Origin of the sequence: Pseudonocardia oroxyli, assembly GCF_900102195.1 — a bacterium.
Lineage (GTDB): Bacteria > Actinomycetota > Actinomycetes > Mycobacteriales > Pseudonocardiaceae > Pseudonocardia > Pseudonocardia oroxyli.
This window is the reverse complement of the sequence record NZ_FNBE01000026.1, coordinates 15,236-41,017: the sequence shown is the minus strand read 5'-3', so window position 1 is coordinate 41,017 and position 25,782 is coordinate 15,236. Positions and strand designations below refer to the sequence as shown.

Below are 25,782 nucleotides of genomic sequence, written 5' to 3'. Positions count from 1 at the left end.
CGCAGCTCCAGGCCCAGATCGACGCGTTCGACCACATCGACAACGCCGAACGCCCCCACCAAGGACTGCCCGGCCGCACCACACCGGCAGCCGCGTGGCAGGCCACACCGAAGGCCGATCCACCCCGCCCCGGAACCGCCCGACCCCACCAGCAGGTCTCCCGGCCGGCACCCGCGTCCGAAAGGTCAGCTCCACCGCCACGATCACCCTCGACAAGGTGTTCTACGAGATCGGCGCCGAGCACGCGTTCAGGCAGGGGTCCTGATCATCAGCGCCGGCATCCAGCCCGGCGCCACGATCATCGTCGCCGACCTCGACGGCGAGATCCTCCTCGAGCGCAACAGACCCGAACCCGGCATCCGCTATGTCGGAAACGGTCGTTCCCCCGGACGCCGCCCGAAACACCCCCCCCGAGTGTCACCGATGTCCTGACACGCCAACCGTCACCAAAGTCCTGATGCAGAACTGTCACCCATGTCCTGAGGCATCACAGCGGGTACGGGCGACGGCCGGTCCACATGGATCGAACACATGTTCGTTTCATGGGTGCTGAGCTGCTATGATGGCTGCATGACCACGACCCTCACGGACCCTCCCGCAGCGACAGGCACCGTGCCGTCGCGGGAGGAGCGGGCCGCGGGGTTCGCCCGGATCGAGCGGCTGGTCGCGCTGCGGAACCGGATCGACGCGGAGATCGCCGAGGAGGTCCGGGCCGCGGCGCAGCGGGAGGTCGAGGCCCGGCTGGAGGAGGCGCTGGCCGATCCCGAACGGGTCGAGGCGAGCATCGTGGGGCAGCTCGGGCTCGCCCTGCGGATCTCGCCCACCCGGGCCCGCACCCAGCTACGACTCGCCCGTGACCTGCACGCCGGGCTGGAGAAGATCCGGGAGGCGTTCGCGGCCGGGGAGCTGGACGAGCGGCGGGTCGCCGCGATCGTCGCCGCCGCCAGACACCTGAGCTCTGACGAACGGACCGAGCTGGACCGTCGACTCACCACACACGACCTGCCCATGCTCGGGGTGCGCAAGGTCGCCGACCTCGCCCGGACGGTCGCCGCGGCGGTGGCGCCGGAAGCCTTCGCCGAACGTGCCCGTGCCGCCCGTCGGGACCGGCACGTCGCGATCTCTCCCGCCGAGGACGGGATGGCGGTGTTGCGGGCGCTGTTGCCGATGGAGCAGGCCATCGCCTGCTACGCGGCGCTGCGCAAGGCGGTCACCGAACACTGGGTGTCCCCGGAGCCGGTGACCCGGACCCGCGGGCAGATCATGGCCGACACGCTCGTGGAGCGCCTGAGTGGGCAGGCCGCCACGACCCCGGCGCAGGTGGAGATTCAAGTCCTGGTGCCGGTGGAGTCGCTGCTGGACCCGGACTCGCCGTTGCCGGCGGAGATCCCGGGCCTCGGCACCACTGATCTCCTCGACCAGGCCACCTGTGTGGGTTGGCGGCGGCTGGTCACCAAGGAGGGGATCGTCATCGGCGGTGACTCCCGCCGCCGCGCCTTCGGTGGGGTGCTGGCGGACTGGATCCGGGCCCGGGACCGTGGCCGGTGCACCGAACCGGGCTGTGACGCCCCGATCGCCCACCTCGACCATCGCAGACGCTGGTCCGAAGGCGGGGCGACGAGTCTGGAGAACGGCCGCGGTGCCTGCGCCTTCCACAACCAGGTGCGTGAACAGGCCGGGTGGAGTGTGGAGGGCGCGGCCACCGTCACGCCTACCGGACGCCGTTACGCGTTGCGGCTGTAGGGCGGCGAGGACGCACAAATCGTACGCAATGCTGATGAACTGCACGTTCACTGTGTACGGCCACGCCCACGCCGCGCGATGGGGAGAGCAGACGATCGAACGGAGCCTCCCCGATGACGTACCCGGGCAACCCACAGCACGGCGGACAGCCGCACGGCGGCCACGATCCGTACGGCCGCCGGCCCGGGCCGCACACCCGGCAGGCGCCCCCGCCGCAGTACACGCAGCAGATGCCGTCGCCGCAGTACACGCAGCAGGCTCCCCAGCCGACGTACGGGGCGCGGGGGATCCCGCTGCAGCGTCAGCCGCACCCGACGAACGTGCCCGTCCGCCTGCCTCATCCGAAGCGGTCGAAGCGGCCCATGCTCGCCGGTGGCGTTCTCGGCGGGATCGCCGTTCTCGCCCTGGTGGTCGCCGCGCTGACGGGCGGCGGGTCCTCGTCGAGCACGGCGAGCCGGTCGGGCTACACGCAGTTGCCCGAGTCGTCCCGCTCCCCGCTGTCGGTGCCGACCGTGTCGAGCGCACCCGCCGTGGCGGCGGCGCCCACCGCTGCTCCTGCCCCCACGACGTCCCGCGCACCGGCCGCGGCGGTGACACCGGCGGCCCCCGCGTCTCGCGCACCTGCTGTCGCCGCAGCCCCGGCGGCTGCCCAGCCTGCGGCCCCCTCAGGAAGCGTGTCGCAGCGCAATGCGGTCAGGAAGGCCGAGAGCTACCTGTCCTTCGCGTCGTTCTCCCGTACGGGATTGATCGAGCAGCTGGAGTACGAGGGCTTTTCGAAGGCCGACGCCACGTACGCCGTCGACCACGTGACCGTCGACTGGACCGACCAGGCCGCGAAGAAGGCCCAGAGCTACCTGGAGTTCACCTCGTTCTCCCGGTCCGGGCTGATCGAGCAGCTGAAGTACGAGGGCTTCACCCAGGCCCAAGCCGAGCACGGCGCAGACGCCGTGGGGCTCTGACCCCTCACTGACCCCTCACCGACCCGTCACCGACCCGCGGCGTCCCGCGCGACCGTCTCCGCCTGCTCCCGCAGCGCGTTCAGCACCCCGCGGCGGTTCTTGTGGCGCTCCTCGTAGCGCTGCACGGCACGCACGTCGGCGGGGTCGCGCAGCCTGGCCACGGCGACCGAGGCGTCCGCGACCGAGAGCTGGTCGATGGTCGGGATCGGCAGCTCGGCGGCGGCGAGCCCGCCGGTCTCGCGGCGCACGGCATGGGCGAGGTCGCCGTCGTCGGTCTCCTCGGCGCGGCGGGCGGCGGACTCGAGACCACCGGCGAGGACCTGCCCGGCGGTGGACGCGGTGCCCGCGATCCTGCCGAGCCCGGCCTGCACCCGGTCGGCGGCCTTGTTGACGCCCTCGACGGTCAGTCGGACCGGCAGCTGGGCGGCCTTGCCGACGCCGGCGGCCACGGTCTGCAGCGGTGTGGGTGCGAGGGCGGTCGGCCCGCCGCCCGCCTCCTGGGCGAGCACGCCCTGCAGCCACCCGATGGTCTCGGTGTGGGCCGCGACGAGCCGGTCGGCCAGGTCGTGCACCGGCCCGGACCGGGTGAGCGCCTTGAGGTACCGGGCCCGGTCGGCGAGCTGGTGTTCGAGGGCGAGGTCGCCGAGCAGCGCCTCGTCGATCGGCTGGGTCTGCTCGACGGCGCCCTTCACGAGCGTGCCGAGCCACCCGACCGCCGGCGCGACGACGTCCGGCACGGTGCCCAGCTCGCGCAGCGCGTCGGCGATGGCGGCCGAGCGGTCCTCCGCCTTCGCCGCGTTGTCCAGCAGCTCGTCCCGGACGGCGTCGGTGCGTGCCTGGGCGGTGCGGGTGCGCGCCAGCGCGATCTCGGTGCGGGTGAGGTGTTCGAGCGCCCGGAGCTGGGCGACGACGGCGGTCCTGGTGTCGGTCATGGGGCTCCTCGGGGTCGGGGACGGGGACGGGGACGGGGACGGCGAGCTGAGGGGCTCCCCGGCCCGACGCGGAGTACACCGGCCTGTGGGCACTCGCACACCCCGTGCGTGGCGCGGGACCGATCCGGGTAGCCCGGCGCAGTCGATCATCGGAGGAACCATGACCACGTTCGCTCGCGCCCTCGGCGTCGCGACCGCCGCCTACGCCGTCGCGACGCTCGTCCGGCCCTCGGTGCTCACGGGGCCGACCGGGCTGGGCGACTCGGCGCCCGCCCAGGTGCTGACCCGCGCCGTGGGTGCCCGCGACCTGGCCTCCGGTGTCGCGGTCGCGACCGCGCCGACCGGCAGGGCGCTCGAGTTCGCGCTCGGGGTCCGCATCGGCGCCGACCTCGGCGACGCGGTGGCCTTCGGCCTGTCCGACATCCCGTCGGACGCCAAGAGGAAGACCCTGGCCGTGTCCCTCGGCTGGGCCGCGCTGAACGGTGTGGCGCTCGCCCTGCTCCGGAGGTAGCGGACGGCGCCGACGCACCCGCGTGCGTCGGCGCCGCGGCCCGCTCAGGAGTAGGTCAGTCCGTCCTCGATGTCCGCTTTCGGCAGCTCGACGCGGTCGACGTCGTGCTCGTGCATGTGCAGCCACGGCTCCCGGTCGCCCTGGCCGAACATGCGGTCCTGCGAGCGCTGGACGTACCCGGGGTTGAAGTTGTCCAGGTCCGACCACGGCCGCAGGGGCATGTCCGCGTCCGTCGGCCGCAGCTTCGGGGTCACGGTGTGCAGGCCCGACTCGTCCATGTGCCGCATGATCCGCTCGACGACGTCTGCGACCAGGTCGACCCGCAGCGTCCAGCTGTGCCGGAAGTAGCCGAAGGCGTACGCCATGTTCGGCACGTCGCTGATCATCAGGCCGCGCCAGGTGACCTTCGTCCGGAAGTCGACGGCCTCCTCGTCGACCCGGAACGGGACGTCGGCGAAGGCGGAGAGCCGGAACCCGGTGGCGGTCACGATGACGTCCGCCTCCAGCTCCTCGCCGGAGCCGAGCCGCACGCCCCTCTCGGTGAACTCCTCGATGGTGTCGGTGACGATCGAGACCTTGCCCTCGCGCATCCGCTCGAACATGTCGCCGTCGGGCACGAACGCGATGCGCTGCTGCCACGGCCGATAGGTCGGCGTGAAGTGCTTCTCGATGTCGGTGCCCTCCGGCAGCAGCGGCCGGATGCCCTCGATCAGGAACTCGTGCAGCTGGTCGGGGTCGTCCTTGCCGGTCGTGGCCAGCCAGTCGAGCTGCTGGATGTACTGGCGGCGGAGGATCTCGTGGGTCCACTCGGCGGGCAGGTCGAGCGGTTCCAGGGTGGCGGCGAGCTCGTGGACGGTGGGTGCGGCGAACCAGTACGACGGCGAGCGCTGCACCATCGTGACGTGGGCGGCGGTCTTCGCCGTGTTCGGGACCACGGTGGCGGCGGTCGCCCCGGAACCGATCACCACCACCTTCTTCCCGGCGTAGTCCAGGTCCTTCGGCCAGGACTGCGGGTGCACGATCGGCCCCCGGAAGCGGTCCATCCCCGGCCATTCCGGGGTGTAGGGCTCGTCGTGCTTGTAGTAGCCGGAGCACATCCACAGGAAGTCCGTGGTGTAGCGCAGCTCCTCGCCGGTGTCCTCGCGCACCACGTCGACGGTCCAGCGGTGCTCGGCCGAGGAGAAGTCCGCCGCGGTCACCCGGTGCCGATAGTGGATCTTGTCGGCGAGGTCGTCCTCCTGGATCACCTCGTCGAGGTACTCGAGGATCGCCCCACCCGCGGCGATCGACGGGCCGCGCCACGGCTTGTGCCGGTAGCCGTAGGTGAACAGGTCGCTGTCGGAGCGGGCGCCGGGGAACTGATGGGTCCACCAGGTCCCGCCGCGGGCGTCCTGGGCCTCCAGGATCGCGAAGCTCCGATCGGGGAACGCCTCGCGCAGGTGGTGCGCGACGCCGATGCCGGAGACCCCGGCTCCGACGATCAGCACGTCGACGTGGCCCGCGTCCGTGGGCGTGGCGGGGCGGTCGGTCGTGGCGGAAGTCGTCACGGTGGGTACACCTCCCTGTGTCCTGCGTCTCATCGTGAGCGACCGGGGCCCCTCGCTCTTCGTGCGCGCCGCACAACACTGGGGTCGGCCCGTCGTCGCGCCGGACGAAGGCTCAGGGCGACAGGGCGCGCCGCCACTGCTCCCGGACGGCACCGCGCAGCCGGTCGAGGTCGACCGCGGCGGGGTCCAGGTGGTGCTGCAGGGCGATCCCGCGGAGCTGTCCGAGGATCGCGACGGCCGTGTCGTCCGGGTCCACCTCGCGGACGGTGCCCGCGGCGATCCCGGCCGCGACGTCCGCGCGCAGGTCGGCACGGAACCCCGCGTCCCGGGCGCGGAAGGTCTCCGCGATCTCGGGCGAGGTCAGCGACTCGGCCCAGAGCAGCAGGAAGGCCCGGTTGGCGGGCCCGGAGCCCGCGAGCGCGCCGATGTACCCGTCGACCAGGAACAGCAGCCGCTCCAGCCCGGGCGCGTGGTCGACGCCCGGTACGAAGCCGCTCTGGGTCGTGCGGGCGAGCGCGGCGACCAGGGCCTGTTTGGAGCCGAAGTGGTGGGTCACGATCCCGCGGCTGTACCCCGCCCGCTCGCCGACCCTGGCCAGGGTCAACGCGCCCAACCCGCCCTCGACGACGAGATCCGCCGCGGCGGCCAGGAGGGCGACGCCGGTCTGGGCGCGGCGTTCGGCCTGGGTGCGGCGGGGCATGTCGGGACCCTATCATCAAGTTGCGTGTTGAATAGCAAGTATGTCAGAGTGGAGGCGGATCCGGAGGAGGACCGCGATGATCGAGATCGATGAGCGGGCGCTGGAGCGCCTCGTGGGACAGGGCGAGGGCCCGGTGGGGGAGTCCGTGCTGCAGCCGACCGCGCCCGGGACGCCCTCGTGACCGTCGTCCTCGTCCACGGCAACCCGGAGACGGCCGCGGTCTGGCGGCCGATGCTCGCCGAGCTGGGGCGAGACGACGTGGTGTGCCTGTCGCCGCCCGGGTTCGGTGCGCCGCTCCCCGCGGGGTTCGGCGCGACCGTCCTGGAGTACCGGGACTGGCTGGTCGGCGAGCTGGCGGCGCTCGACGGCCCGGTCGACCTCGTCGGTCACGACTGGGGCGGCAACCACGTGCTGGCGGCGGTGAACCTGCGCCCGGACCTCGTCCGCAGCTGGGCGAGTGACACCCTCGGCGCGTTCGACCCGGACTACGTGTGGCACGAGCTCGCGCAGCGGTGGCAGACCCCCGGCGTGGGCGAGGCGGACGTCGCCGACCGGTTCGAGTCGTTCGACGCCCGTCGCGCGGCGCTCGTCGAGCGGGGATTCCCGGAGGACCTCGCCTCGGAGATCGCCGCCGGTCAGGGGCCCGAGCTCGGGGCGGCGGTGCTCCTGCTCTACCGCTCGGCGGTCCAGCCGGTGATGGCGGAGCTGGGTCGCGATCTCGGCGGGCTCGGCACCCGGCCCGGGCTCGCCGTCGTGGCCGGTGCGGACCACGTCGTGGGCTCGGACGAGTACCGGCGCCGGACCGCGGCGCGGGCAGGCGCCCGGGTGGCGGAGCTGCCCGACCTGGGCCACTGGTGGATGGTGCAAGACCCGCCGCGCGCCGCGGCGGCGCTCACGGAGTTCTGGGCGAGCCTGTAGCCGCCCGGCGGAGCTCGGTCGGCGTGCGGTCGAACCAGCGCTTCGACGCCCGGGTCAGGGCGGACTGGGCGCGCAGCCCCACCATGGCGGTGACCTGGGTGAACGGCAGATCGGTCGTGGTGATCAGGCGGCGGGCGGTGTCCCGGCGGACGTCGTCGAGGATCCGCTCGAAGGTGGTCCCCTCCGCCGCGAGGTGGCGTTGCAGGGTCCGGGGGTGCAGTCGCAGCAGACGGGCGACGTCCCCCGCCCGCGGGGCCGTGGAGCCGAGCGAGCGGGCCAGCGCCCCCCGCACCCGTCCGGACACGGTCTGGCCGGGCTCGGCGAAGCGGCTCTCCAGGTAGTCCAGTGCGAGGGTGCGCAGGACCTGGTCCCCGCCCGCGATCCGCGCCTCGGTCAGGCCGGCGGGCAGCCGGAGTACGCCGGAGTCCCGCGAGAAGCGGACGTCCGCGCCGAAGAAGTCCGTGTATCTCGTCACCGGGACGAGTGGTGGATGGGTGAGATGGGCGGACCGCAGGCCGTACGGACCGCCGTGCAGGAGCACGATGATCCGGTGCAGCAGCCCCAGCCCGAGATCCGACGCCTGCGCGGGCATCGGCTCCGGGCCCGTCGCCCCGTAGCGCAGTGCGGCCACCCCGCGCACCTCCTCCGGGTCGGGGACCAGGGCGATCGACAGCGCGGGACTGTGGACGAACAGGAAGCGCGAGGCGCTCGCCATCGCCTCGCCGAGCGTCCCCGCGTTCTCGATCGCGACGGCGAGCGGGCCGAGGATCCCGGTGTCCTGCCGCTCGGCGAGCAGCAGGCCGAGGTCCGGGCGATCGAGCTCGGCCGCGGCCACCTCCAACAGGAGCCCGACGGTGCGGACCGCCACCACGGCGTCGTCCGCGGAGAGGGCGGCGGGGTCGATCCCGAACCGGGCGAACAGCGCGGCGGAGTCGCCGCCCAGACCGTCCACGAGCTGGGGCAGTCCCCGCAGGGACGCTGCCCGCACCACCGCTCCCATGTCGCGTGAGGATAAATCATTGTCGCGTTCGGATAAGCACGGCGAGGGGGAGGAGGCCACGATGAAGGCCATGAACGACGACGTGGTCGAGACAGACGTCCTCATCGTCGGGGCCGGTCTCTCGGGCATCGGCGCCGCGTACCGCCTGCAGCAGGAGCGCCCGGGGGACAGCTACGCGATCCTCGAGCAGCGCTCCGCGATCGGCGGCACCTGGGACCTGTTCCGGTACCCGGGCGTGCGGTCCGACTCCGACATGTTCACCCTCTCCTACCCCTTCCGGCCGTGGCGCGGGGAGAAGTCCCTGGCGGACGGCGAGAGCATCCGCACCTACATCCGGGACACCGCGCGCGAGGCGGGCATCGACCGGCACATCCGGTTCGACACGACGGTGTCCGCCGCGGAGTGGTCCAGCGCGGACCAGCGCTGGACGGTGCGCACGAGCCGGGGGGAGTGGCGCGCGAAGTTCGTCTACCTCTGCGCCGGCTACTACTCCTACGACCGGGGCTACCAGCCGGACTTTCCCGGTCTCGCCGACTACGCGGGCACGTTCGTGCACCCGCAGGCCTGGCCCGAGGACCTGGACCACACCGGCAAGCGGGTCGTGGTGATCGGGTCCGGGGCCACCGCCGTCACCCTGGTCCCGGCGATGGCCGAGAAGGCCGAGCACGTGACCATGCTGCAGCGGTCGCCGTCCTACCTGACCGCGCTGCCGCCACGGGACGGCTTCGCGGACACCCTGCGCCGGCGGCTGCCCGCCGGACTGGCGCACCGCATCGTCCGGGCGAAGAACATCGCCGTCACCCAGGCCTTCTACCAGCTCGCGCGGCGGCGACCGACGCTCGTGCGCAAGACGCTGCGCCGGATGGCGCTGCGGTTCCTCGACGAGCAGGCCGTCGACCAGCACTTCACGCCCCGGTACGAGCCCTGGGACCAGCGGCTGTGCGTGGTGCCGGGCGCGGACTTCTACAAGGTCGTCCGGGCGGGGGACGCGTCCGTGGTCACCGACCACATCGACACCTTCACCGAGAAGGGCATCCGGCTGGCGTCGGGCGAGGAGCTGACGGCGGACATCGTCGTGTCCGCCACGGGCCTGCGGATGCTCCCGCTCGGCGGGCTGTCGCTGAGCGTCGACGGCGAGCCGGTGACCCTCGCGGACACCTACTCCTACCGCGGCCTGATGCTCTCCGGCGTGCCGAACCTCGCCTACTGCATCGGCTACACGAACGCCTCGTGGACGCTGCGCGCGGACCTGTCCTCGCGCTACGTGACCAGGCTGCTGACCCACCTCGAGAAGCACGGCTACGACTCGGCCGCGCCGACCACGCCCGCCGCCATGGAGCGCCGTCCGCTGCTCGACCTCACCTCGGGCTACGTGCAGCGCTCGATCGACGCCTTCCCGCACCAGGGCACCGCGGCGCCCTGGCGGGTCACCCAGAACTATGTCGTCGACCTCGTCCAGATGTCCCGCGCGGACCTCGCCGAGGACATGGTGTTCACGCCGGCCCGTTCGCTGCAGGAGGTCTGAGATGGAGAAGTACCGGTTCGCGGGACGCACCGCCGTCCTGACCGGCGCCGCGAGCGGCATCGGGGAGCAGCTCGCCTACGGCCTGGCCGAGCGCGGCAGCCCGCTGGTCCTGGTCGACCGGGACGCGGACGGGCTCGAACGCGTCGCCGCCCGCGTGCGCGCCACGGTGAAGGTCGAGACCCACGTAGTGGACCTGGCGGACCGGGCCGCGGTGGCGGCGCTGGGCGAGGAGCTCGCGTCGACCCCGGTCCGACTCCTGATCAACAACGCGGGGGTCGCGCTCGGCGGCCGGTTCCGCCAGGTCACCCTCGACGAGTTCGAGTGGGTCATGGACATCAACTTCCGGGCGCCCGTGGTGTTGACCCACCACCTGCTGCCCGCGCTGACCGCGGAGCCGGGTGGGCACCTGGTCAACGTGTCCAGCCTGTACGGGCTGATCGGCCCCGCGGGGCAGTCGGCATACTCGTCGAGCAAGTTCGCGATCCGCGGCTTCAGCGAGGTGCTGCGCCACGAGCTGGCCGAGACCGGCACCGGGGTCACCCAGGTGCACCCCGGCGGCATCCGGACGAACGTGGCGAAGAGCGCGCGCCTGGGGTCCGGTGTGGATCCCGACGAGGCGGCGCAGCACCAGGCCGCGTTCGCGAAGCTGCTCAGCTACCCGCCGGAGAAGGCCGCGGCCGAGATCCTCGACGGTGTCGAGAACCGGCGGACCCGGGTGCTGATCGCCTCCAGCGCGAAGGTCCCGGACGTGCTCGCCCGGGTGCTGCCGGGCTCCTACGGCCCGGTGCTGGACCGGCTGGTCGCCCTGCTCGCCCGCCGCGCCTGAGCCGGTCGTCACCCCGATAGGGTGACGACCATGGAGGTGCACGGGCCGTCCGGGCCGCCGGTGGTGCTCGTGCCCGGCGGGGCGGCGCCCTGCACAGGCTTCTTCCCCGGGCTGGTCGAGGGGCTCGCGGGCGACTGTCGCGTGGTCGTGCACGACCGGCCCGGCACGGGCACCGCGGGGCCGGGTGAGCTGAAGGACGCCACGGCCCACCTGCACGCGCTGGTCGGCGCGCTGGACATGGGCCCGGCCGTCGTGGTGGGGCAGAGCCTCGGCGGGGCCGTCGCGGCGCTGTGGGCGCGTGATCACCCCGGGGACCTGGCCGGGATCGTCCTGCTCGACGCCACGCCGATCACCGATCCGCGGCTGTGCCGGATCATCGAGTGGCAGACCCGCCTGCTCGGCGGGCCCGCCCGGCTGCCGGGCCTGGGGCCGTTGCTGGACAAGGGCTTCGCCGCCGCGGGGCGGCGTGCGGTGCTGAAGGCGCCGCTGCCCGCGCAGAGCGTCCCGGCGATCGACACCCTGTTCGACGGCGGCCTCGGGAGGCTCGCTGCGGCAGTCCGCGGGATCGCCGCCCTGTCCGACGGGTTCCGGACGGCCGACCTGCCGCTGCTGCCGTCCGCGGTCGTCTCGGCGGACCGGGCGCGGCCGGGCGCGATGGGCCGCTCGCACGAGGCCCTGGCCACGGCGTTCGGCGCCACCGTGACCACCTGGCCCGGAGCCACGCACACCGTGCACCTCGACCATCCGGACGAGGTGCTGGCCCTCGTCCGGGACGTGGTCAGGCGAGCCCACCCCGCTTGACCAGCTGCGCGGCGATGACGTTGCGCTGGATCTCGTTGGTGCCCTCGCCGACGATCATCAGGGGGGCGTCCCGGAAGTAGCGCTCGACGTCGAACTCGGTGGAGTAGCCGTAGCCGCCGTGGATGCGCACGGCGTTGAGCGCCACCTCCATCGCGATCTCGGAGGTGAACAGCTTCGCCATGCCCGCCTCCATGTCGCAGCGCTCGCCCGCGTCGAACTTCTCGGCGGCGAACAGGATGAGCTGGCGGGCGGCGGTGAGCTTGGTGGCCATCTCCGCGAGGTAGTTCCCGATCGACTGGTGCTGCCAGATCGGCTTGCCGAAGGACTCGCGCTCCTGGCTGTAGCGCAGCGCGTCGTCGAACGCGGCCTGCCCGACGCCGAGGGCGCGCGCGGCGACCTGGATCCGCCCGGTCTCCAGGCCCTTCATCATCTGCGCGAAGCCCCGGCCCGGCTCACCGCCGAGCACCGCGGACGCCGGGACGTGCATGTCGTCGAACACCAGCTCGCAGGTCTCGACGCCCTTGTACCCCAGCTTCTTGAGGTCCCGGGACACGGTCAGCCCGGGACCGTGCTCGACGAGCAGCACCGAGACGCCCTTGTGCTTGGGCTCGGCCTCGGGGTCGGTCTTGCAGAGCAGCGCGATCAGCCCCGAGCGGCGGGCGTTGGAGATCCACGTCTTGGCGCCGTTGATCACGTACTCGTCGCCGACGCGCGCGGCGTGGGTGGTCATCGCCTGCAGGTCCGAGCCGCCGCCCGGCTCGGTGAGCGCCATCGTCGCGCGCAGCTCGCCGGTCGCCATCCGCGGCAGGTAGCGGTCCTGCTGCTCCCGCGTGCCGAAGGACTGCAGCAGCTTCGCCACGACGGTGTGCCCGCCCATCGCGCCGGCCAGGGACATCCACCCGCGCGCCAGCTCGGCGGTGACCAGCGCGTAGCAGGGCATCGAGACCGGGGCCTCGCCCCACGGCTCCGGGATCGCGAGCCCGTAGATCCCGAGCTCCTTCATCTGCTCGATGAGCTTCTCGGGGTAGGTGTCCGCGTGCTCGAGGTCGGCGACGACCGGCTTCACCTCGCGGTCGACCCACTCCCGGACCGTCGAGACGACTGCCCGCTCCTCGGTACTCAGCATTCATCCATCATGAGCCCGCATGGCCGTCGCCGTACAATGCCGGCTCCTGATGGGGTCATGAGGGAGTGGCATGGAGGTCCGGCAGCTGCGGGCGGTCGTGGCCGTCGCGGACACCGGCAGCGTCACGCGCGCCGCGGTGTTGCTGCACCTCGTGCAACCCGCGGTGACCCGCCAGGTGCACGCGCTGGAGGAGGAGCTCGGAGTGGAGCTGTTCGTGCGCAGCCGCACGGGCATGCGTCCGACGGAGGCCGGGCTGGCGTTCGTGGAGCGCGCCCGGCGGGCGTTGACCGAGCTGGACCGCGCTCGGGCCGAGGTGCAGCCCAGCGTCGAGGTGGGCGGCAGCGTGGCGGTGGGGCTGCTCGACAGCCTCACCGAGGCCGTCGCCGTCGGGTTGGTGGCGCGGGTCCGGCAGGACTACCCCGGCATCCGGCTGCGGCTGATGACCGGCTACTCGGGGCACCTGCAGGAGTGGCTCGAGTCCGGCACGGTCGAGATCGCGCTGCTCTACGACGTCACGACCTCGGCCTCGGTGGCGGTGCGACCGCTGTTCGAGGAGTCGCTCTGGGCCGTCGCGCCGCCGGGGGACTGGCCGGGCGGGCCGGTGGCGCTGACCGATCTGGCCGCACACCCCGTCGTCATGCCCGCCCCGCCGCACGGCCTGCGCACCCTGCTCGACGGGGCGTGCGCCCGCGCCGGCGTCGAGCTGGACGGGATCGTCGAGGTCAACACCATGATCACGCAGAAGCGGCTGGCCGCGTCCGGGGTGGGCTGGACCGTGCTCCCCGCGGTGGCGGTGGAGGCGGACGTCGCGGCCGGGGTCTTCTCCGGCGGCCCGCTCCCGGTGACCCGCTCGGTCGTCCTGGCCCGCTCGGCGGGGCGCCGCCCGTCGCCCGCGATGGAGGTCGTCTCGCGCGAGCTCGAGCGGGGCGTGAGCCACGCCGCCTTTTCTTCGCCGCCGCCCCGGTATAAGGATTGAGGCAGTCGTATGCGAGGGAGCGGACATGGCCGGGGTTCAGGACAGGGTCGTCGTGGTGACCGGGGCGGGAGGCGGGCTCGGGCGCGAGTACTCGCTGCTCCTGGCGCGTGAGGGTGCGCAGGTCGTGGTCAACGACCTCGGTGGTTCCCGGGACGGGTCCGGGAGCGACGGGTCGGCGGCCGACAAGGTCGTCGCCGAGATCATCGAGGCGGGCGGCCGGGCCGTCGCCAACCACGACAGCGTGGCCACGGCCGAGGGCGGCGCGGCCATCGTGGCGACCGCGCTCGAGGCGTTCGGCCGGATCGACGGCGTGGTGGCGAACGCGGGCATCCTGCGGGACCGCACGTTCATCAAGATGACCGACGACGACTGGGACGCGGTCCTCAAGGTGCACCTCTACGGCGCCTACAACGTGATCCACAGCGCCTGGCCGCACTTCCGGGAGCAGGCCCACGGCCGGATCGTGGTGGCCACCTCGACCACCGGGCTCTACGGCAACTTCGGCCAGGCCAACTACGGCGCGGCCAAGCTCGGTCTGGTCGGGCTGATCAACACCCTCGCCAAGGAGGGCGCGAAGTACGACATCAAGGCGAACGCCGTGGCGCCCGTCGCCGCCACGCGGATGACCACGGACATCATGCCGCAGGAGGTCCTGGACAAGCTCCCGCCGGACTTCGTCGCGCCGCTGATCGGCCTGCTCTGCGGTGACGAGCTCGAGGAGAACGGCGCCACCTTCGTCGCCGGGTTCGGCCGCTACCACCGCGTGGAGCTGTTCCACGCCGCGGGCGCCGCGTTCGAGAAGACCCCGACGGTGGCCGAGCTGGCCGCGCAGTGGTCCTCGGTCGTCGACCTGTCCTCGCCGCAGCCCGGGATGGGGCTCTCGCTCTAACCTGGGGACGTGCAGCGTCCTGGAGTGCTGAGGTGGGTCTGGTACGCCTGCGGTGGCAGGCTGCCCGCCCGGTACGCCGACTGGGTGCTGCACGACGCCACGTGCTCCACCTGGGTGGTCCGGCACCTGGCGCGCACCGTCGTGCCCCTGGTGATCGTCTCGGTGCCGATCGTGCTGCTGGTGCCCGGGCCGTTGTGGGTGCGGCTGTGCGGGCTGCTGCTCGGCTGGTTGGTCTCCGCCCAGTTCGCGATCTTCCTGCTGCACGATGCGGTGGACCACCGGGTCCGCCGCGCCGGCTACCCGCCCGGCTACGCGCAGGCCGTCCGGGACGTGACGGCCCGCGCGGAGCGCGAGGCGCGCCGTGCGGCCTACCGCCGGCGCTACGGGTAGCACGCGCTGTGCGTCGTCAGTTCGGCGGGAAGGGCGGGATCCCGGGGATCGCGTTCGGGGCGCTGAACCCACCCACCGGCTGACACAGCCCGGCGGGCACCGGGTTGCTGAACTGGCCGACCGCGAGGCCCGAGTTGGCCACCGGGTTGCTCTTGCAGATCACCACCGACGGTGGGCTGTAGTCCGCGAGGGCGGGCGCGGCGCCGCCCGCCCACACCAGGACTCCGCTTCCGAGGACGATGAGTGCGGTGCGCAGGACCGTGCGGGACTGCGTGGTCATCAGGAGATCTCCTTGTGGGTCGGGTGGGGCTCGTCGGTCGGGTGGGGGCTGATCAGGACGACGGCCGCGCAGGCGAGCAGCGGGACCGCCGGGATGTGCCAGAGGAAGTCGAGGGCGCTCTGCACGGCGAGCGCAGCGAGGATCGCGAGGCCCGCCGCGGAGCGGTGCCCGAACGCGAGCGCGGCGGCCGCGGCCAGGACGAGGGCGAGCCCGACCAGTCCGGTCTCCGTCGCGACCTGCAGGTACTCGAGGTGGGTGAACCAGGCGTGCACCCGGTTGCCCGCGTGGTCGAGGTAGGTCAGGTCGAGCCTGCCCGGCCCGATCCCGGTGACGGGTGCGGTCCGGAACTGCTCGAGGGTCACCCGCGCCAGGTCGACCCGGGCCGAGGAATCGCCGTTGAGCCGGGTGTCGGCGATGGCGACGACCGCGGTGTCGACCGGCGGGCTGCCCCACGGACCGACGACCAGCCCGGTCACGGCCAGGACGGGGGCGGCGGCGAGCGCGGCGAGCCGCGGGGTCCCGCGCAGGAGCAGGCCGGCACCCGCGGCCAGACCCGCGGCGGCGAGCAGGGGTTGCGGCGTGGCGCCCTCCGGCAGCGACGGCAGCAGCCCGACGAAGCCCAGTCCTGCGGCGAAGGGCACCGGAGCGAGGGAGCGCAGGCGGGTGCGCCCAGCCGGGGTACAGGCGAGGACGACGAGCCCGACGGCGAGGGCGAGCGCCCCGCCGCGGCTCAGGGTCGCGGCCAGCCCGAGGAGCAGGACCGCGACGAGCAGCCGCCGGTGCAGCCGGTCCTCGACCCGGGTCACGGCCACGATCAGAACGGTCACCAGGACCGCGGCCGCGGCGTTGGCGTAGGTCAGGGTCGAGGAGGCCCGCCACAGCCCGACACCCGGGATCGACAGCGGCGCCAGGTGCAGCGCGGTCCCGATCCAGCCCGCGGCCGCGACGACCACGCCGAGGGTGAGCACCACCCCGCGCAGGAGGTCGCGGGCGGCGGGCCCGAGCCCGGCCGCGATGACGATCGCGATCGCGAGCACCCCCGCGACCGCCGCCGTGGGCAGGCCGAGGAGCGCGTCCCCGGACACCGCGGCCCGCACGAGCGCCCACGCGGCGAACGCACCCAGCAGTCCGGCCGCGAGGAGCGGGCCGCGCGCTACCGGTGTCCGGCTGCGCTCCCGGAGCGCGCAGCACCCCGCGGCGACGACGAGGACGGCGCAGAGCAGGAACGGGCCCGGATGGAACGCGCCCTGGCCGAGGACGGCGACCGCGAGCGCCGCGCCGAGCACCGTGGCGGTGGTCCGGTGTCCTGATCCGGTGGTGGCGCGGATCGGTGCCTCTGTGATGAGCATGATGTGTACCCCCGTGACGGAGGGTGCACCTGTGGCGCGTGGTTCGGGATACCGATCACCTGTTCCGGCGACCTCACGAACGAGTGGTTCGCGGTGATCATGAACACTGCGTGAGCGACACGCGCGGGCCGGCCGTCGACCGTGAGCTGACAGTCACCGGCGCGGGCCCACCCGCAGAAGGGAGACTCCGCGTGTCCGGAACGGGGGACTCGCGGGGCACCCCCCGCGAGTCCCCCGGTTCCGACACGCGAGTCGGACACCCGGGTGGATCAGACCCGGATCCAGGCCGCGGTGTCCCGAGGGAGCTCGCCCGCGTCCGTCAGCGGGGCGCTGGTCAGGACGACCTCGGCTCCCTCGGGGAGGTCGAAGGGCTCCGCGTCGATGTTCAGGAGCAGGGCGAAGCCCGGGTCGCGGACGAAGCCCAGCGCACCCGGCGAGACGTCCAGCCAGGTCAGCGGCCCGTCACCGAGCGCAGGCTCGGCACGGCGGATCCGCAGCGCCGTGCGGTACAGGTTCAGCATCGAGTCGGGGTCCTTGTCCTCCCGCTCGGCGGCGAACCGCACGAACCAGTCCGGCTGCGGGAGCCACGGCTGCCCCTCGCCGGGGCCGAAGCCGAACGGCGCGGAGTCACCGGACCACGGGATCGGGACCCGGCAGCCGTCCCGGCCGCGCTCGGTATGGCCGGAGCGACGCCAGGTGGGGTCGTCGAGCGCGGCTTCGGGGAGGTCCTCGACCTCGGGCAGGCCCAGCTCGTCGCCCTGGTAGACGTACGCGCCGCCGGGCAGCGCCAGGATCAACAGGGCCGCCGCGCGGGCGCGCCGCAGGCCCAGCTCGAGATCGGCGGGCACCCCGAGCAGCGAGTCCAGCGACGTGCCGATGTCCGCCCCCGGGTCCCGGGCCAGCCGCGACACGTGCCGCGCCACGTCGTGGTTGGACAGCACCCAGGTCGCGGGCGCCCCGACGACGGCGTGCTCGCGCAGCGTCCGCTCCACCGACTCGCGCAGCGCGGGCGCCCGCCACGGGGCCTTCAGGAAGTCGAAGTTGAACGCCGTGTGCAGCTCGTCCGCGCGCAGGTAGCGGGCGAAGCGGTCCGCCTCGGGCACCCACGCCTCGGCCACGAACACCTTCGGCGGGTCGTAGGAGTCCGCGATCCGGCGCCAGTCCTGGTAGATCTCGTGGACCTCGTCCCGGTCCCAGTGCGGGTGCGGGCCGGGGTCGTGGTGGCCCTTCTCCCCGACGTCCGGCAGGCCCTGCTCCTTGATCAACGAGTTGGCGACGTCGATCCGGAACCCGTCGACCCCGCGGTCGAACCAGAACCGCAGGGTCTGCTCGAAGTCGGCGCGGACCTCCGGGTCCTCCCAGTTCAGGTCCGGCTGCTCGACGTCGAACAGGTGCAGGTACCACTGCCCGTCCGGCACCTGGGTCCAGGCGCTGCCGCCGAACATGGCCTTCCAGTCGTTCGGCTCGTCGCGGAAGAGGTAGCGCTCGCGGGCCGCCGAGCCCGGGCCCGCGGCGAGGGCCTCCTGGAACCACGCGTGCTGCGACGACGTGTGGTTGGGGACGATGTCGAGGATGACCCGCATGCCGCGCTCGTGCGCCTCGCGGACCAGCGCCTCCGCGTCGGACAGCGTGCCGAACCGCGGCTCGATCGCGCGGTAGTCCGCGACGTCGTACCCGGCGTCGGCCAGCGGGGAGGGGTACCACGGGTTGATCCACAGGGCGTCCACGCCCAGGTCGGCGAGGTGGTCCAGGCGACTGCGGAGCCCGGCGATGTCGCCGATCCCGTCCCCGTCGCCGTCCGCGAAACTGCGGATGTAGACCTGGTAGATCACCGCGCTCCGCCACCAGTCGGACTCTCGCACCCTGACCCTCCTCCACGTGTTGCAGGTGTTGTTCCATACTGTTCCACATGGGGGAGAAGCCCACGATCCGGGACGTCGCGCGGCGCGCGGGGGTGGCCCCCTCGACCGTGTCCCGGGCCCTGTCCGGCACCTCCTACGTGGCCCCGGAGACGGACGAGCGGGTCCGGCGGGCGGCCGCGGAGCTCGCCTACCCCCGACCCGTGCGGCGGCCGCGGGGTGCGCAGACCGTCGCCGCGCTCGCGCGGTTCCCCTCGGCCTGGTTCTTCGCCGAGGCCGTCGGCGGGATCGAGCGGACGCTGCGGGCGGGCGGCTACCACGTCCTGCTGCACAACGTCGGGGACCCGGCCGCCCGCGCGGCCCTCCCGGACGAGCGGTGGGGTCTGGCCGGGCTGATCGTCGTGGCGTCGTCGTTCACCCCTGCCGAGCAGGCGCGCCTGGAGGAGCTGGCGGTGCCCGTCGCCGTGGTGGGCGGGAGTTGGGCGGGCGTGCCGCGGGTCGGGATCGACGACCGGGCGGGCGCGGTGGCCGCGGTGCGGCACCTGGTCGCGCTGGGGCACCGGGAGATCGCGCTGCTGGCCTTCGACCCGGACGACTTCGTCGGGCGGGCCACCGCCGAGGCCCGGCGGCTCGGCTACCTCGACGCGCTCGCCGAGGCGGGTCTGGAGCCGAACCCGGACTGGGTCGTCGCGACGGGACACGACGCGCCCGCGGGCGCCCGCGCCGTCGACCGGCTGCTGAGCGGGCCCCGGCTGCCGACCGCCCTGTTCGCGATGTCCGACGAGATGGCGCTCGGCGCCCTGCGCACCCTGCGCCGCGCCGGGATCGACGTCCCGGGCCGGGTGTCCGTCGTCGGGTTCGACGACCAGGCGGTCGCCGAGTACGCCGACCTCACGACCATCGCGCAGCCGGCCCGTGAGCAGGGCGAACGCGCCGCGGCCCTGCTGTTGGAGTCGCTGGCGGGCGTGCTCGACGGGGTCCCGGACGTCGATCTCCCTACCCGGCTCGTCGTCCGCGGCACCACCGGCCCGCCCGCGGTCTGATCCACGCGGCGGAATCCGCCCGCCATGGCGCTCCGACCGCTGCTCGATGAAGGCGGACCCGGCCCACCACATCACCGGCGAGTACCGCCGCGGCGTCGCCGAGGGTGCTGGTCGAGGACCGCCCACCGACTCGGCCCGCCCGCCTCGGGGTCTTGATCCACTCGTCGGGCGTCACGCGGTCGATGGCCGACCGGACCACTCTCCATGGGTGGATCATGGGCGTCGGGGCGGCGGGACCGCGCCCACCTGGCCCACGGCGAGACGACCCACCGACCCGAGTCTCCGCCCGCCCCAGCCCTGCCGCCCGGCCACGCCCTGCCCGGTTCGGCTCAGCCCGACGTCGACCAGCCCGCCAGCCATGATCTACTCGTCGCGAGCCGGGCGGACGAATCCCGACCGGTTCCCTCCCAAGGGGTGGATCATGAGCGCGAGACGGGCGAGGTCACGGTCCCGGCCCGCCGACGGCGACACCGGCCCGACCCGCCCGACCGGCCCGCTTCGCCCGACCCACCCCGACCCGCCCGGCCGTCCATGATCCACAGTCCGGGAGCCGGGCGGACGAATCCCGACCGGTTCCCTCCCAAGGGGTGGATCATGAGCGCGAGACGGGCCGGGGCACCGTGCCGGCCCGCCGTCGGCGACACCGGCCACGGGGCCGGACTTGGGACCGGCCCGACCGGCACGACCCGCCCGACTCGCACCTGGCCCCGCTCGACCCGCCACCCAGTCCATGATCCACAGCCCGGGAGCTGTGCGGTCGAATCCCGACCGCGCTCCTCCCCACGGGTGGATCATGGTGTGGGGCGGGCGGCGGAATCGTCACCGGAAAGTGTCGGTGGCCTGTGCTGCACTGGTGGCGGAGGTGGTCGCAATGCAGGTGCACGGCCATGCCCGCGGCCCCGGGGAGGTCTCGTGGCACCTTCGGCGCCCGCACGGGCCGGGGCCGGGGCAGCTGCCGCTCTGGGTCGAGGTCCCGCGGCAGCGCGGGTTACCGGAGCAGGTCCGCGAGGAAGTCGGCGATCACCCGCTGCTCCTGCGGGCTGCGTCGGTCCAGGAGGTCTCGGGTCGCGCGGTCGTAGGCGGCGTACTGCGGGTGCAGCCGCTGCTCGGCGGCGCGGCGGTCCGGTGTCACGATCACCTTCCGGCGGTCGCCCGGGTCGCGGTCGCGGCGCACGAAGCCCGCCTTCTCGAGGCGGTCGACCACGCCCGTGACCGTGCCCGAGGTCAGCCCGGTCAGCTCGGCGAGCCTGCCGGGGGAGAGCGGGCCGTGCACGTCGAGCAGCGTCATGAACTGGGAGTCCGTGGGGCCGAGCCCGACCTGCTGGGACACCGCGTGGTTGTGCAGCACGACGCTCGCGATGAACCGCACCAGCGAGCCCATGATCTCGTCCCGAACGTCCACGTCTCTCCTTGACAAGTATCTCGCTTTGCCAAGATACTCGTCTGAACGAGATACTTGGCGACCCGAGTGAGGATACGAGATGACGACGGCGTTGGTGATCGGCGCGGGGGTGGCGGGCCCGGTGCTCGCGATGGCACTGCAGAAGGCGGGCCTGCACGCGGAGCTGTACGAGGCGGACACCGAGACCGCGGACCACCGCGGAGCGTGGCTGACCCTGCAGGTCAACGGCATCACGGCGTTGCGGGCGATCGACGCCCACCCGGTCGTCGAGCGGGTCGGGTTCCCGTCGCGTCGGATGCGCTTCTTCTCCGGGACCGGTCGCGAGCTCGGCGAGCTGAGCCTGGGCGCGCCGCTGGAGGACGGGACGGTGGGGCGGTTGATGGCGCGGTCGGACCTCTACCGCGCGCTGCGGGACGAGGCGGTCGCCCGCGGGGCGGAGATCCGGCTCGGCAGCCGGCTGGTGGGGGCGCGCCGGGTCGGAGACCGGGTCCGGGCCGAGTTCGCCGACGGTGGCACGGCCGAGGGCGACCTGCTGATCGGCTGCGACGGGATCCGCTCCCGGGTCCGCACGCTGATCGACCCCGCGGCCCCGCCGGTGCGCTACACCCCGGTGCTGAACGTCGGCGGGTTCGTTCCCCGGTTCGCGCTGGACACGCCGTCGGACGAGTTCCAGATGATGTTCGGCAGACGCTGCTTCTTCGGCTGGTCGGCCACTCCCGACGGTGGTGTGGCGTGGTTCGCCAACCCGCCGCGGCGAGACGAGCCGGGTCCCGGGGTCCTGGCGGCGATGACGGACGCCGACTGGCGGACCTGGCTGCTGGACCTCCTGTCGGTCGACCGGTCGCCCGCCTGCGACATCGTCCGTGCCGCACCCGGTCCGCTGGTCGGCTGGGCGACCTACGACGTCCCCCGCGTCCCGGTCTGGCACCGGGACCGGATGATCGTGATCGGCGACGCGGCGCACGCGACCTCGCCGTCGGCGGGGCAGGGTGCGTCGATGGCCATCGAGGACGCCGTGATCCTCGCCCGCTGCCTGCGCGACCTCCCCGTGGACCGGGCGTTCGGCGCGTTCGAGGCGCTGCGTCGCGAGCGGGTGGAGGCGGTCGTCGCGGCCGGGAGGCGGGCGAGCTCCCAGAAGGCGGCCGGCCCCGTCGGGCGGGTGGTGCGGGACGCGATGATGCCGATGCTGCTGCGGTGGGTGAGCAGGCGCGGCGGGGCCTCGCCGGTGTGGCTGCTGCGACACCCGATCGCCTGGGACGAGCCGACCCACGTCTGAAAGATTCGTGCACACGGTTGTAACCGGACAAACGTTGCACAACCGTACGATCGGCGCGCTCCCGGCCCCCATGGAGGTTTCGTGCCGCCCGAAGTCGAGTCCGCCGTCGAGACCATGACCGCGGTGAACAACGAGTTCTTCTACTGGATGTCCATCGCCCTGATGATCCTGATCCACGCGGGCTTCCTCGCGTACGAGTCGGGGGCGTCGCGGTCGAAGAACGTCCTGGCCACCGCGATCAAGAACCTGCTGGCCTTCGCCGTCGTGGTCGCGTCCTTCTACTTCGTCGGCTGGTTCCTCTACAACGCCATGCCGAGCGGCTGGTTCGCGATGAGCGACGCCGCGGTCGCCGCGCTCCCGTGGAGCGACAACATGGGGCCGAACATCGAGGACCCGGCCAGCGGCATCTTCTGGGGCGCCTTCGCCCTCTTCGCCGCGACCACCGGCTCGATCATGTCCGGCGCGGTGCTGGAGCGGATCCGCACCAGCGCGTTCCTCATCCTGGCCACGGTGCTCGGCTCGGTCGTGTGGATCATCGGGGCGGCCTGGGGCTGGCACCCGTCGGGCTGGATGCTCACCCAGCTCGGCCTGCACGACGTCGGCGCCGCGGGCTGCGTCCACCTCATCGCGGGGACCTTCACCCTCGGCGTCCTGCTGAACCTCGGCCCGCGCCTGGGCAAGTACGCGCCGGACGGCACGGTCCGCGACATCCGCCCGCACAACCTGCCGATGACCATGCTGGGCCTGATGCTGATCTTCGTCGGGTTCTTCGGCTTCCTGATGGGCTGCGTGATCTACACCGGCGAGGGCTTCGAGACGATCTACGGCAGCCCGACCACGCTGTCCGCCTTCGCCTTCAACACCCTGATGGGCCTCGCGGGCGGCATCATCGGCGCCTACCTCACCTCACGCGGCGAGCCGTTCTGGACGATCTCCGGCGGGCTGGCCGGCGTGATCTCCGTGGCCTCCGGGATGGACCTCTACCACCCGGCGCTCGGGTTCCTCATCGCGCTCGCGGGCGGTGCGCTGGTGCCGATGATCGGCATGCTGCTGGACCGCTTCAAGATCGACGACGTCGTCGGCGCGGTCGCCGTGCACGGCGGCGCGGGCGCGTTCTCGCTGATCATGGCGGGGATCTTCCTCGGCGGGTACCCGAACACCGACGGGAACCCGTCGATCTCCCTGTGGGGTCAGCTCGTCGCACTGGTCGTGTTCGCGGCGCTCGGCTTCGTCCCCGGCTACGGCCTGTCCTGGATCCTGAAGAAGGCCCAGTCCCTGCGCACCCCGCCCGCGGTCGAGGCGGCGGGCCTCGACCTGTCCGAGGTGCCCGCCACCCCGTACCCCGAGGGCACGCCCGTCACCGTCATGCGGAACGGTCACGTCGAGGAGCTGAAGGTATGAGCGGGCTCGCGAGCGAATCGATGACACAGCGCCCGGGCGAAGCGCCGGGCCCGCGCAGCGGGGGAGAGCGATGAGCCCGATCGAGACGTACGACGGCGCGTCCGTCGTCTTCACCTTCGGCGGCTTCTCGGTCGGGGTGTGGGTCTGCTTCGTCCTCGCGGTCGCCCTGTTCGTCGGCTTCCTCGCGCGGGTGGTGCAGCACGAGAACCGGGCCTACGCCGCGATGGCCGCCCACGAGCCGGTGGAGGCGGGCCCGCCCGTCGAGGCCGAACCCGCCACCTGAGCCGTGAGTGGCGATGGTCGCCAGAGCGACCATCACCGCTCACGGGACGTGATCCTCCTGCTCAGCCCCCGTGAGTGGCGATAGTCGCCCTGGCGACCATCGCCACTCACAGGGGGACGCGGCGCAGGAGCTGTGCGTTGGCGGCGACCACGATCGTCGAGACGCTCATCAGGACCGCGCCGACCGCGGGCGGCAGCACGAACCCGACGCCGGCCAGGACGCCCGCCGCCAGCGGGACGCTGAGCAGGTTGTAGCCCGCGGCCCACCACAGGTTCTGCAGCATCTTCCGGTACCCCGCGCGGGACAGCGTGATCACCGAGAGGACGGCGCGCGGGTCGTCCGAGGCCAGGACGACGCCTGCGGACTCGACCGCCACGTCCGTGCCGGCCCCGATCGCGATCCCGACGTCCGCGCGGGCGAGGGCGGGGGCGTCGTTCACGCCGTCCCCGACCATCGCGACGGTGTGCCCGCGGGCCTGCAGGTCGGCGACCGCGGAGTCCTTGTCCTCGGGCAGCACCTCCGCGATCACCTCGTCCACCCCGACCTGGGCACCGACGGCCTCGGCGACCGGGCGGGCGTCTCCGGTGAGCAGCACCGTGCGCACGTGTCGTGCGCGCAGTGCGGACACGGCGTCCCGCGACTCCGGGCGCACGGCGTCGGCCAGCGCGAGGGCGCCGACGACGAGCCCGTCCCGCAGCACGTACAGCACGGTGCTGCCCTGCGCCGACCACGGTCCGGCCTGCGCGGCGATCTCGTCGGGCACCGTGGCGCCGAGCTCGCGGACGAGCCCCGGCCCGCCGACCGCGATCTCGGCGCCGTCGACGGAGGCGCGCACGCCGCGTCCGGTGAGCGAGCGGAAGCCCGTGGCGCGCCGGACGGACGGTGCCGCGGCGACGATCGCGCGGGCCAGGGGGTGTTCGCTGTCCTGCTCGGCGGCCGCGGCCAGCTCCACCGTCTCCGGGGCGCCGACCGTGCCGACGACCTGCGGCTTCCCGGTGGTGAGGGTGCCGGTCTTGTCGAACAGCACCGCGTCCACGGTGCGCATGCGCTCCAGGGCGAGGCGGTCCTTCACCAGGATCCCCGCCCGGGCGGCGCGCGCGGTCGAGATCGCGATGACCAGCGGGATCGCCAGGCCGAGGGCGTGCGGGCAGGAGATGACCAGCACCGTGACGGTGCGTTCGACGGCCTCCGACAGCGTCCCGATCAGCGACCACACCACGAACGTCACCACGCCGACGCCGAGCGCGAACCAGAACAGCAGCGCCGCGGCCCGGTCGGCGAGGGCCTGGGCCCGGGAACGGGAGGTCTGGGCCTCGGCGACCAGCCGCTGGATCCCGGCCAGCGCGGTGTCGGAGCCCACCCGGTCCACCCGCACGCGGATCGCCGAGTCGGTGGCCACGGTGCCCGCGACGACGCGGTCCCCGACGCGCCGGGTGACCGCGCGGGACTCACCGGTGATCATCGACTCGTCGACGGCCGCCTCCCCGTCGACGACCACGCCGTCGGCCGGCACCCGGCCGCCGGAGCGGACCAGCACGACGTCCTCCGGGTGCAGGTCGGCGAGCGGCACCAGCGTGCCGTCCTCGCGTTCGGCCTGGTCGGGGAGCAGGGCGGCGAGGGCGTCGAGCGCACCGGAGGCCTGGCCGAGGGCGCGCATCTCCAGCCAGTGGCCCAGCAGCATGATCACGACGAGGAGCGCGAGCTCCCACCAGAAGTCCAGCATCAGCAGGCCTGCGGTGGTGAGCGCGCTCGCCACGAACGCGACCGTGATCGCGAGCGCGACCAGCAGCATCATCCCCGGTTGCCGGGCCTTCACCTCCGACCAGGCGCCGGTGAGGAACGGCGCGCCGCCCCAGAGGTAGATGACCGTGCCGAGCAGCGGCGAGATCCACGCGGTGCCGGACGGCAGCGGGTAGCCGAGGAGGTCGGCGAACATCGGGCTGAACGCCACGACCGGCAACGCGAGCAGCAGCGTCCACCAGAAGCGGGTGCGGAACATGGCGGCGTGGTCCCCGTGCCCCGAGTGCCCCGAGTGCCCCGAGTGCC

General features: G+C 73.3%; 24 protein-coding genes. 14 read left to right on the top strand and 10 right to left on the bottom strand.

Annotated features, from left to right (window positions below; genetic code table 11):
- Positions 1 to 570: 570 nt before the first annotated feature.
- Both BLS43_RS27845 and BLS43_RS27840 read left to right on the top strand, forming a co-directional pair.
- The gene (locus BLS43_RS27845) at positions 571 to 1,743 is read left to right on the top strand and encodes an HNH endonuclease (protein ID WP_176921605.1); all 1,173 of its coding nucleotides are present in this window, start codon (positions 571 to 573) and stop codon (positions 1,741 to 1,743) included.
- A gap of 113 nt (positions 1,744 to 1,856) precedes the next feature.
- Positions 1,857 to 2,702 (top strand): Ltp family lipoprotein, encoded by an 846-nt coding sequence (locus BLS43_RS27840; protein ID WP_218130040.1) that lies wholly within the window; start codon positions 1,857 to 1,859, stop codon positions 2,700 to 2,702.
- 26 nt (positions 2,703 to 2,728) lie between these two features.
- Here BLS43_RS27840 and BLS43_RS27835 read toward each other — a convergent pair whose 3' ends face one another.
- The gene (locus BLS43_RS27835; RefSeq protein WP_093089683.1) at positions 2,729 to 3,634 is read right to left on the bottom strand and encodes a DUF8129 domain-containing protein; all 906 of its coding nucleotides are present in this window, start codon (positions 3,632 to 3,634) and stop codon (positions 2,729 to 2,731) included.
- Positions 3,635 to 3,794: 160 nt separating this feature from the next.
- On the opposite strand from BLS43_RS27835, the gene BLS43_RS27830 reads away from it, so the two are divergent.
- Complete coding sequence (locus BLS43_RS27830) at positions 3,795 to 4,145, top strand: hypothetical protein (RefSeq protein WP_093089682.1); 351 nt, start codon at positions 3,795 to 3,797, stop codon at positions 4,143 to 4,145.
- 44 nt (positions 4,146 to 4,189) lie between these two features.
- Here BLS43_RS27830 and BLS43_RS27825 read toward each other — a convergent pair whose 3' ends face one another.
- Positions 4,190 to 5,692: a flavin-containing monooxygenase gene (locus BLS43_RS27825; RefSeq protein WP_218130039.1), complete on the bottom strand. Its 1,503-nt coding sequence runs from the start codon at positions 5,690 to 5,692 to the stop codon at positions 4,190 to 4,192.
- Between the two features lie 112 nt (positions 5,693 to 5,804).
- Positions 5,805 to 6,392 carry a TetR/AcrR family transcriptional regulator gene (locus tag BLS43_RS27820; protein WP_093089680.1) on the bottom strand — a complete coding sequence of 196 codons (588 nt, stop codon included), beginning with the start codon at positions 6,390 to 6,392 and terminating at the stop codon, positions 5,805 to 5,807.
- A 177-nt stretch (positions 6,393 to 6,569) separates the two neighbouring features.
- Between BLS43_RS27820 and BLS43_RS27815 the strand changes: the two genes are divergently transcribed.
- Positions 6,570 to 7,310 carry an alpha/beta fold hydrolase gene (locus tag BLS43_RS27815; protein WP_093089679.1) on the top strand — a complete coding sequence of 247 codons (741 nt, stop codon included), beginning with the start codon at positions 6,570 to 6,572 and terminating at the stop codon, positions 7,308 to 7,310.
- On the opposite strand, the gene BLS43_RS27810 is transcribed toward BLS43_RS27815, so the two are convergent.
- Positions 7,285 to 8,310, bottom strand: a complete 1,026-nt coding sequence (locus BLS43_RS27810) for an AraC family transcriptional regulator (RefSeq protein WP_093089678.1) — start codon at positions 8,308 to 8,310, stop codon at positions 7,285 to 7,287. The genes BLS43_RS27815 and BLS43_RS27810 overlap by 26 nt on opposite strands.
- A gap of 70 nt (positions 8,311 to 8,380) precedes the next feature.
- Here BLS43_RS27810 and BLS43_RS27805 point away from each other — a divergent pair, with 70 nt between their 5' ends.
- Genes BLS43_RS27805 through BLS43_RS27795 form a run of 3 tightly spaced genes read left to right on the top strand, consistent with a single transcriptional unit; the run spans position 8,381 to position 11,462 of the window.
- Positions 8,381 to 9,835, top strand: coding sequence for a flavin-containing monooxygenase (locus tag BLS43_RS27805; protein WP_093089688.1), 1,455 nt, complete (start codon positions 8,381 to 8,383; stop codon positions 9,833 to 9,835).
- Position 9,836: 1 nt separating this feature from the next.
- The gene (locus BLS43_RS27800) at positions 9,837 to 10,661 is read left to right on the top strand and encodes an SDR family NAD(P)-dependent oxidoreductase (RefSeq protein ID WP_093089677.1); all 825 of its coding nucleotides are present in this window, start codon (positions 9,837 to 9,839) and stop codon (positions 10,659 to 10,661) included.
- 30 nt (positions 10,662 to 10,691) lie between these two features.
- Positions 10,692 to 11,462: an alpha/beta fold hydrolase gene (locus BLS43_RS27795; RefSeq protein WP_093089676.1), complete on the top strand. Its 771-nt coding sequence runs from the start codon at positions 10,692 to 10,694 to the stop codon at positions 11,460 to 11,462.
- Here the strand turns inward: BLS43_RS27795 and BLS43_RS27790 are convergent.
- Positions 11,440 to 12,588, bottom strand: coding sequence for an acyl-CoA dehydrogenase family protein (locus tag BLS43_RS27790; protein ID WP_093089675.1), 1,149 nt, complete (start codon positions 12,586 to 12,588; stop codon positions 11,440 to 11,442). The genes BLS43_RS27795 and BLS43_RS27790 overlap by 23 nt on opposite strands.
- A gap of 70 nt (positions 12,589 to 12,658) precedes the next feature.
- On the opposite strand from BLS43_RS27790, the gene BLS43_RS27785 reads away from it, so the two are divergent.
- Genes BLS43_RS27785 through BLS43_RS27775 form a run of 3 tightly spaced genes read left to right on the top strand, consistent with a single transcriptional unit; the run spans position 12,659 to position 14,843 of the window.
- Complete coding sequence (locus BLS43_RS27785) at positions 12,659 to 13,564, top strand: LysR family transcriptional regulator (RefSeq protein WP_093089674.1); 906 nt, start codon at positions 12,659 to 12,661, stop codon at positions 13,562 to 13,564.
- A 25-nt stretch (positions 13,565 to 13,589) separates the two neighbouring features.
- Positions 13,590 to 14,453, top strand: coding sequence for an SDR family NAD(P)-dependent oxidoreductase (locus BLS43_RS27780; RefSeq protein ID WP_093089673.1), 864 nt, complete (start codon positions 13,590 to 13,592; stop codon positions 14,451 to 14,453).
- A 9-nt stretch (positions 14,454 to 14,462) separates the two neighbouring features.
- Positions 14,463 to 14,843: a DUF5313 family protein gene (locus tag BLS43_RS27775; protein WP_093089672.1), complete on the top strand. Its 381-nt coding sequence runs from the start codon at positions 14,463 to 14,465 to the stop codon at positions 14,841 to 14,843.
- 16 nt (positions 14,844 to 14,859) lie between these two features.
- On the opposite strand, the gene BLS43_RS27770 is transcribed toward BLS43_RS27775, so the two are convergent.
- The 3 genes from BLS43_RS27770 to BLS43_RS27760 all read right to left on the bottom strand — a co-directional run bounded on the left by BLS43_RS27770 (position 14,860) and on the right by BLS43_RS27760 (position 18,334).
- Positions 14,860 to 15,123, bottom strand: a complete 264-nt coding sequence (locus BLS43_RS27770) for a hypothetical protein (protein ID WP_093089671.1) — start codon at positions 15,121 to 15,123, stop codon at positions 14,860 to 14,862.
- The gene (locus BLS43_RS27765) at positions 15,123 to 16,472 is read right to left on the bottom strand and encodes an O-antigen ligase family protein (protein WP_093089670.1); all 1,350 of its coding nucleotides are present in this window, start codon (positions 16,470 to 16,472) and stop codon (positions 15,123 to 15,125) included. Before BLS43_RS27765 ends, BLS43_RS27770 begins: the two co-directional genes overlap by 1 nt.
- A 269-nt stretch (positions 16,473 to 16,741) precedes the next feature.
- Positions 16,742 to 18,334 (bottom strand): glycoside hydrolase family 13 protein, encoded by a 1,593-nt coding sequence (locus BLS43_RS27760; RefSeq protein WP_093089669.1) that lies wholly within the window; start codon positions 18,332 to 18,334, stop codon positions 16,742 to 16,744.
- Positions 18,335 to 18,381: 47 nt separating this feature from the next.
- Between BLS43_RS27760 and BLS43_RS27755 the strand changes: the two genes are divergently transcribed.
- Positions 18,382 to 19,374 carry a LacI family DNA-binding transcriptional regulator gene (locus tag BLS43_RS27755; RefSeq protein WP_093089668.1) on the top strand — a complete coding sequence of 331 codons (993 nt, stop codon included), beginning with the start codon at positions 18,382 to 18,384 and terminating at the stop codon, positions 19,372 to 19,374.
- A 988-nt stretch (positions 19,375 to 20,362) separates the two neighbouring features.
- Here the strand turns inward: BLS43_RS27755 and BLS43_RS27750 are convergent.
- Entirely contained in the window at positions 20,363 to 20,776 is a 414-nt protein-coding gene (locus BLS43_RS27750) for a MarR family winged helix-turn-helix transcriptional regulator (RefSeq protein WP_218130038.1), read from the bottom strand.
- A gap of 79 nt (positions 20,777 to 20,855) precedes the next feature.
- Here BLS43_RS27750 and BLS43_RS27745 point away from each other — a divergent pair, with 79 nt between their 5' ends.
- From BLS43_RS27745 to BLS43_RS27735, 3 genes are all read left to right on the top strand, one after another.
- Positions 20,856 to 22,052, top strand: a complete 1,197-nt coding sequence (locus BLS43_RS27745) for an FAD-dependent oxidoreductase (protein WP_093089667.1) — start codon at positions 20,856 to 20,858, stop codon at positions 22,050 to 22,052.
- An 81-nt stretch (positions 22,053 to 22,133) separates the two neighbouring features.
- Positions 22,134 to 23,453, top strand: a complete 1,320-nt coding sequence (locus BLS43_RS27740; RefSeq protein WP_093089666.1) for an ammonium transporter — start codon at positions 22,134 to 22,136, stop codon at positions 23,451 to 23,453.
- Between the two features lie 70 nt (positions 23,454 to 23,523).
- Entirely contained in the window at positions 23,524 to 23,736 is a 213-nt protein-coding gene (locus BLS43_RS27735) for a hypothetical protein (protein ID WP_093089665.1), read from the top strand.
- Positions 23,737 to 23,842: 106 nt separating this feature from the next.
- Here the strand turns inward: BLS43_RS27735 and BLS43_RS27730 are convergent, their stop codons facing one another.
- On the bottom strand, positions 23,843 to 25,735 hold the full coding sequence (locus BLS43_RS27730; protein ID WP_245707884.1) for a copper-translocating P-type ATPase: 1,893 nt from the start codon (positions 25,733 to 25,735) through the stop codon (positions 23,843 to 23,845).
- Between the last annotated feature and the right edge of the window lie 47 nt (positions 25,736 to 25,782).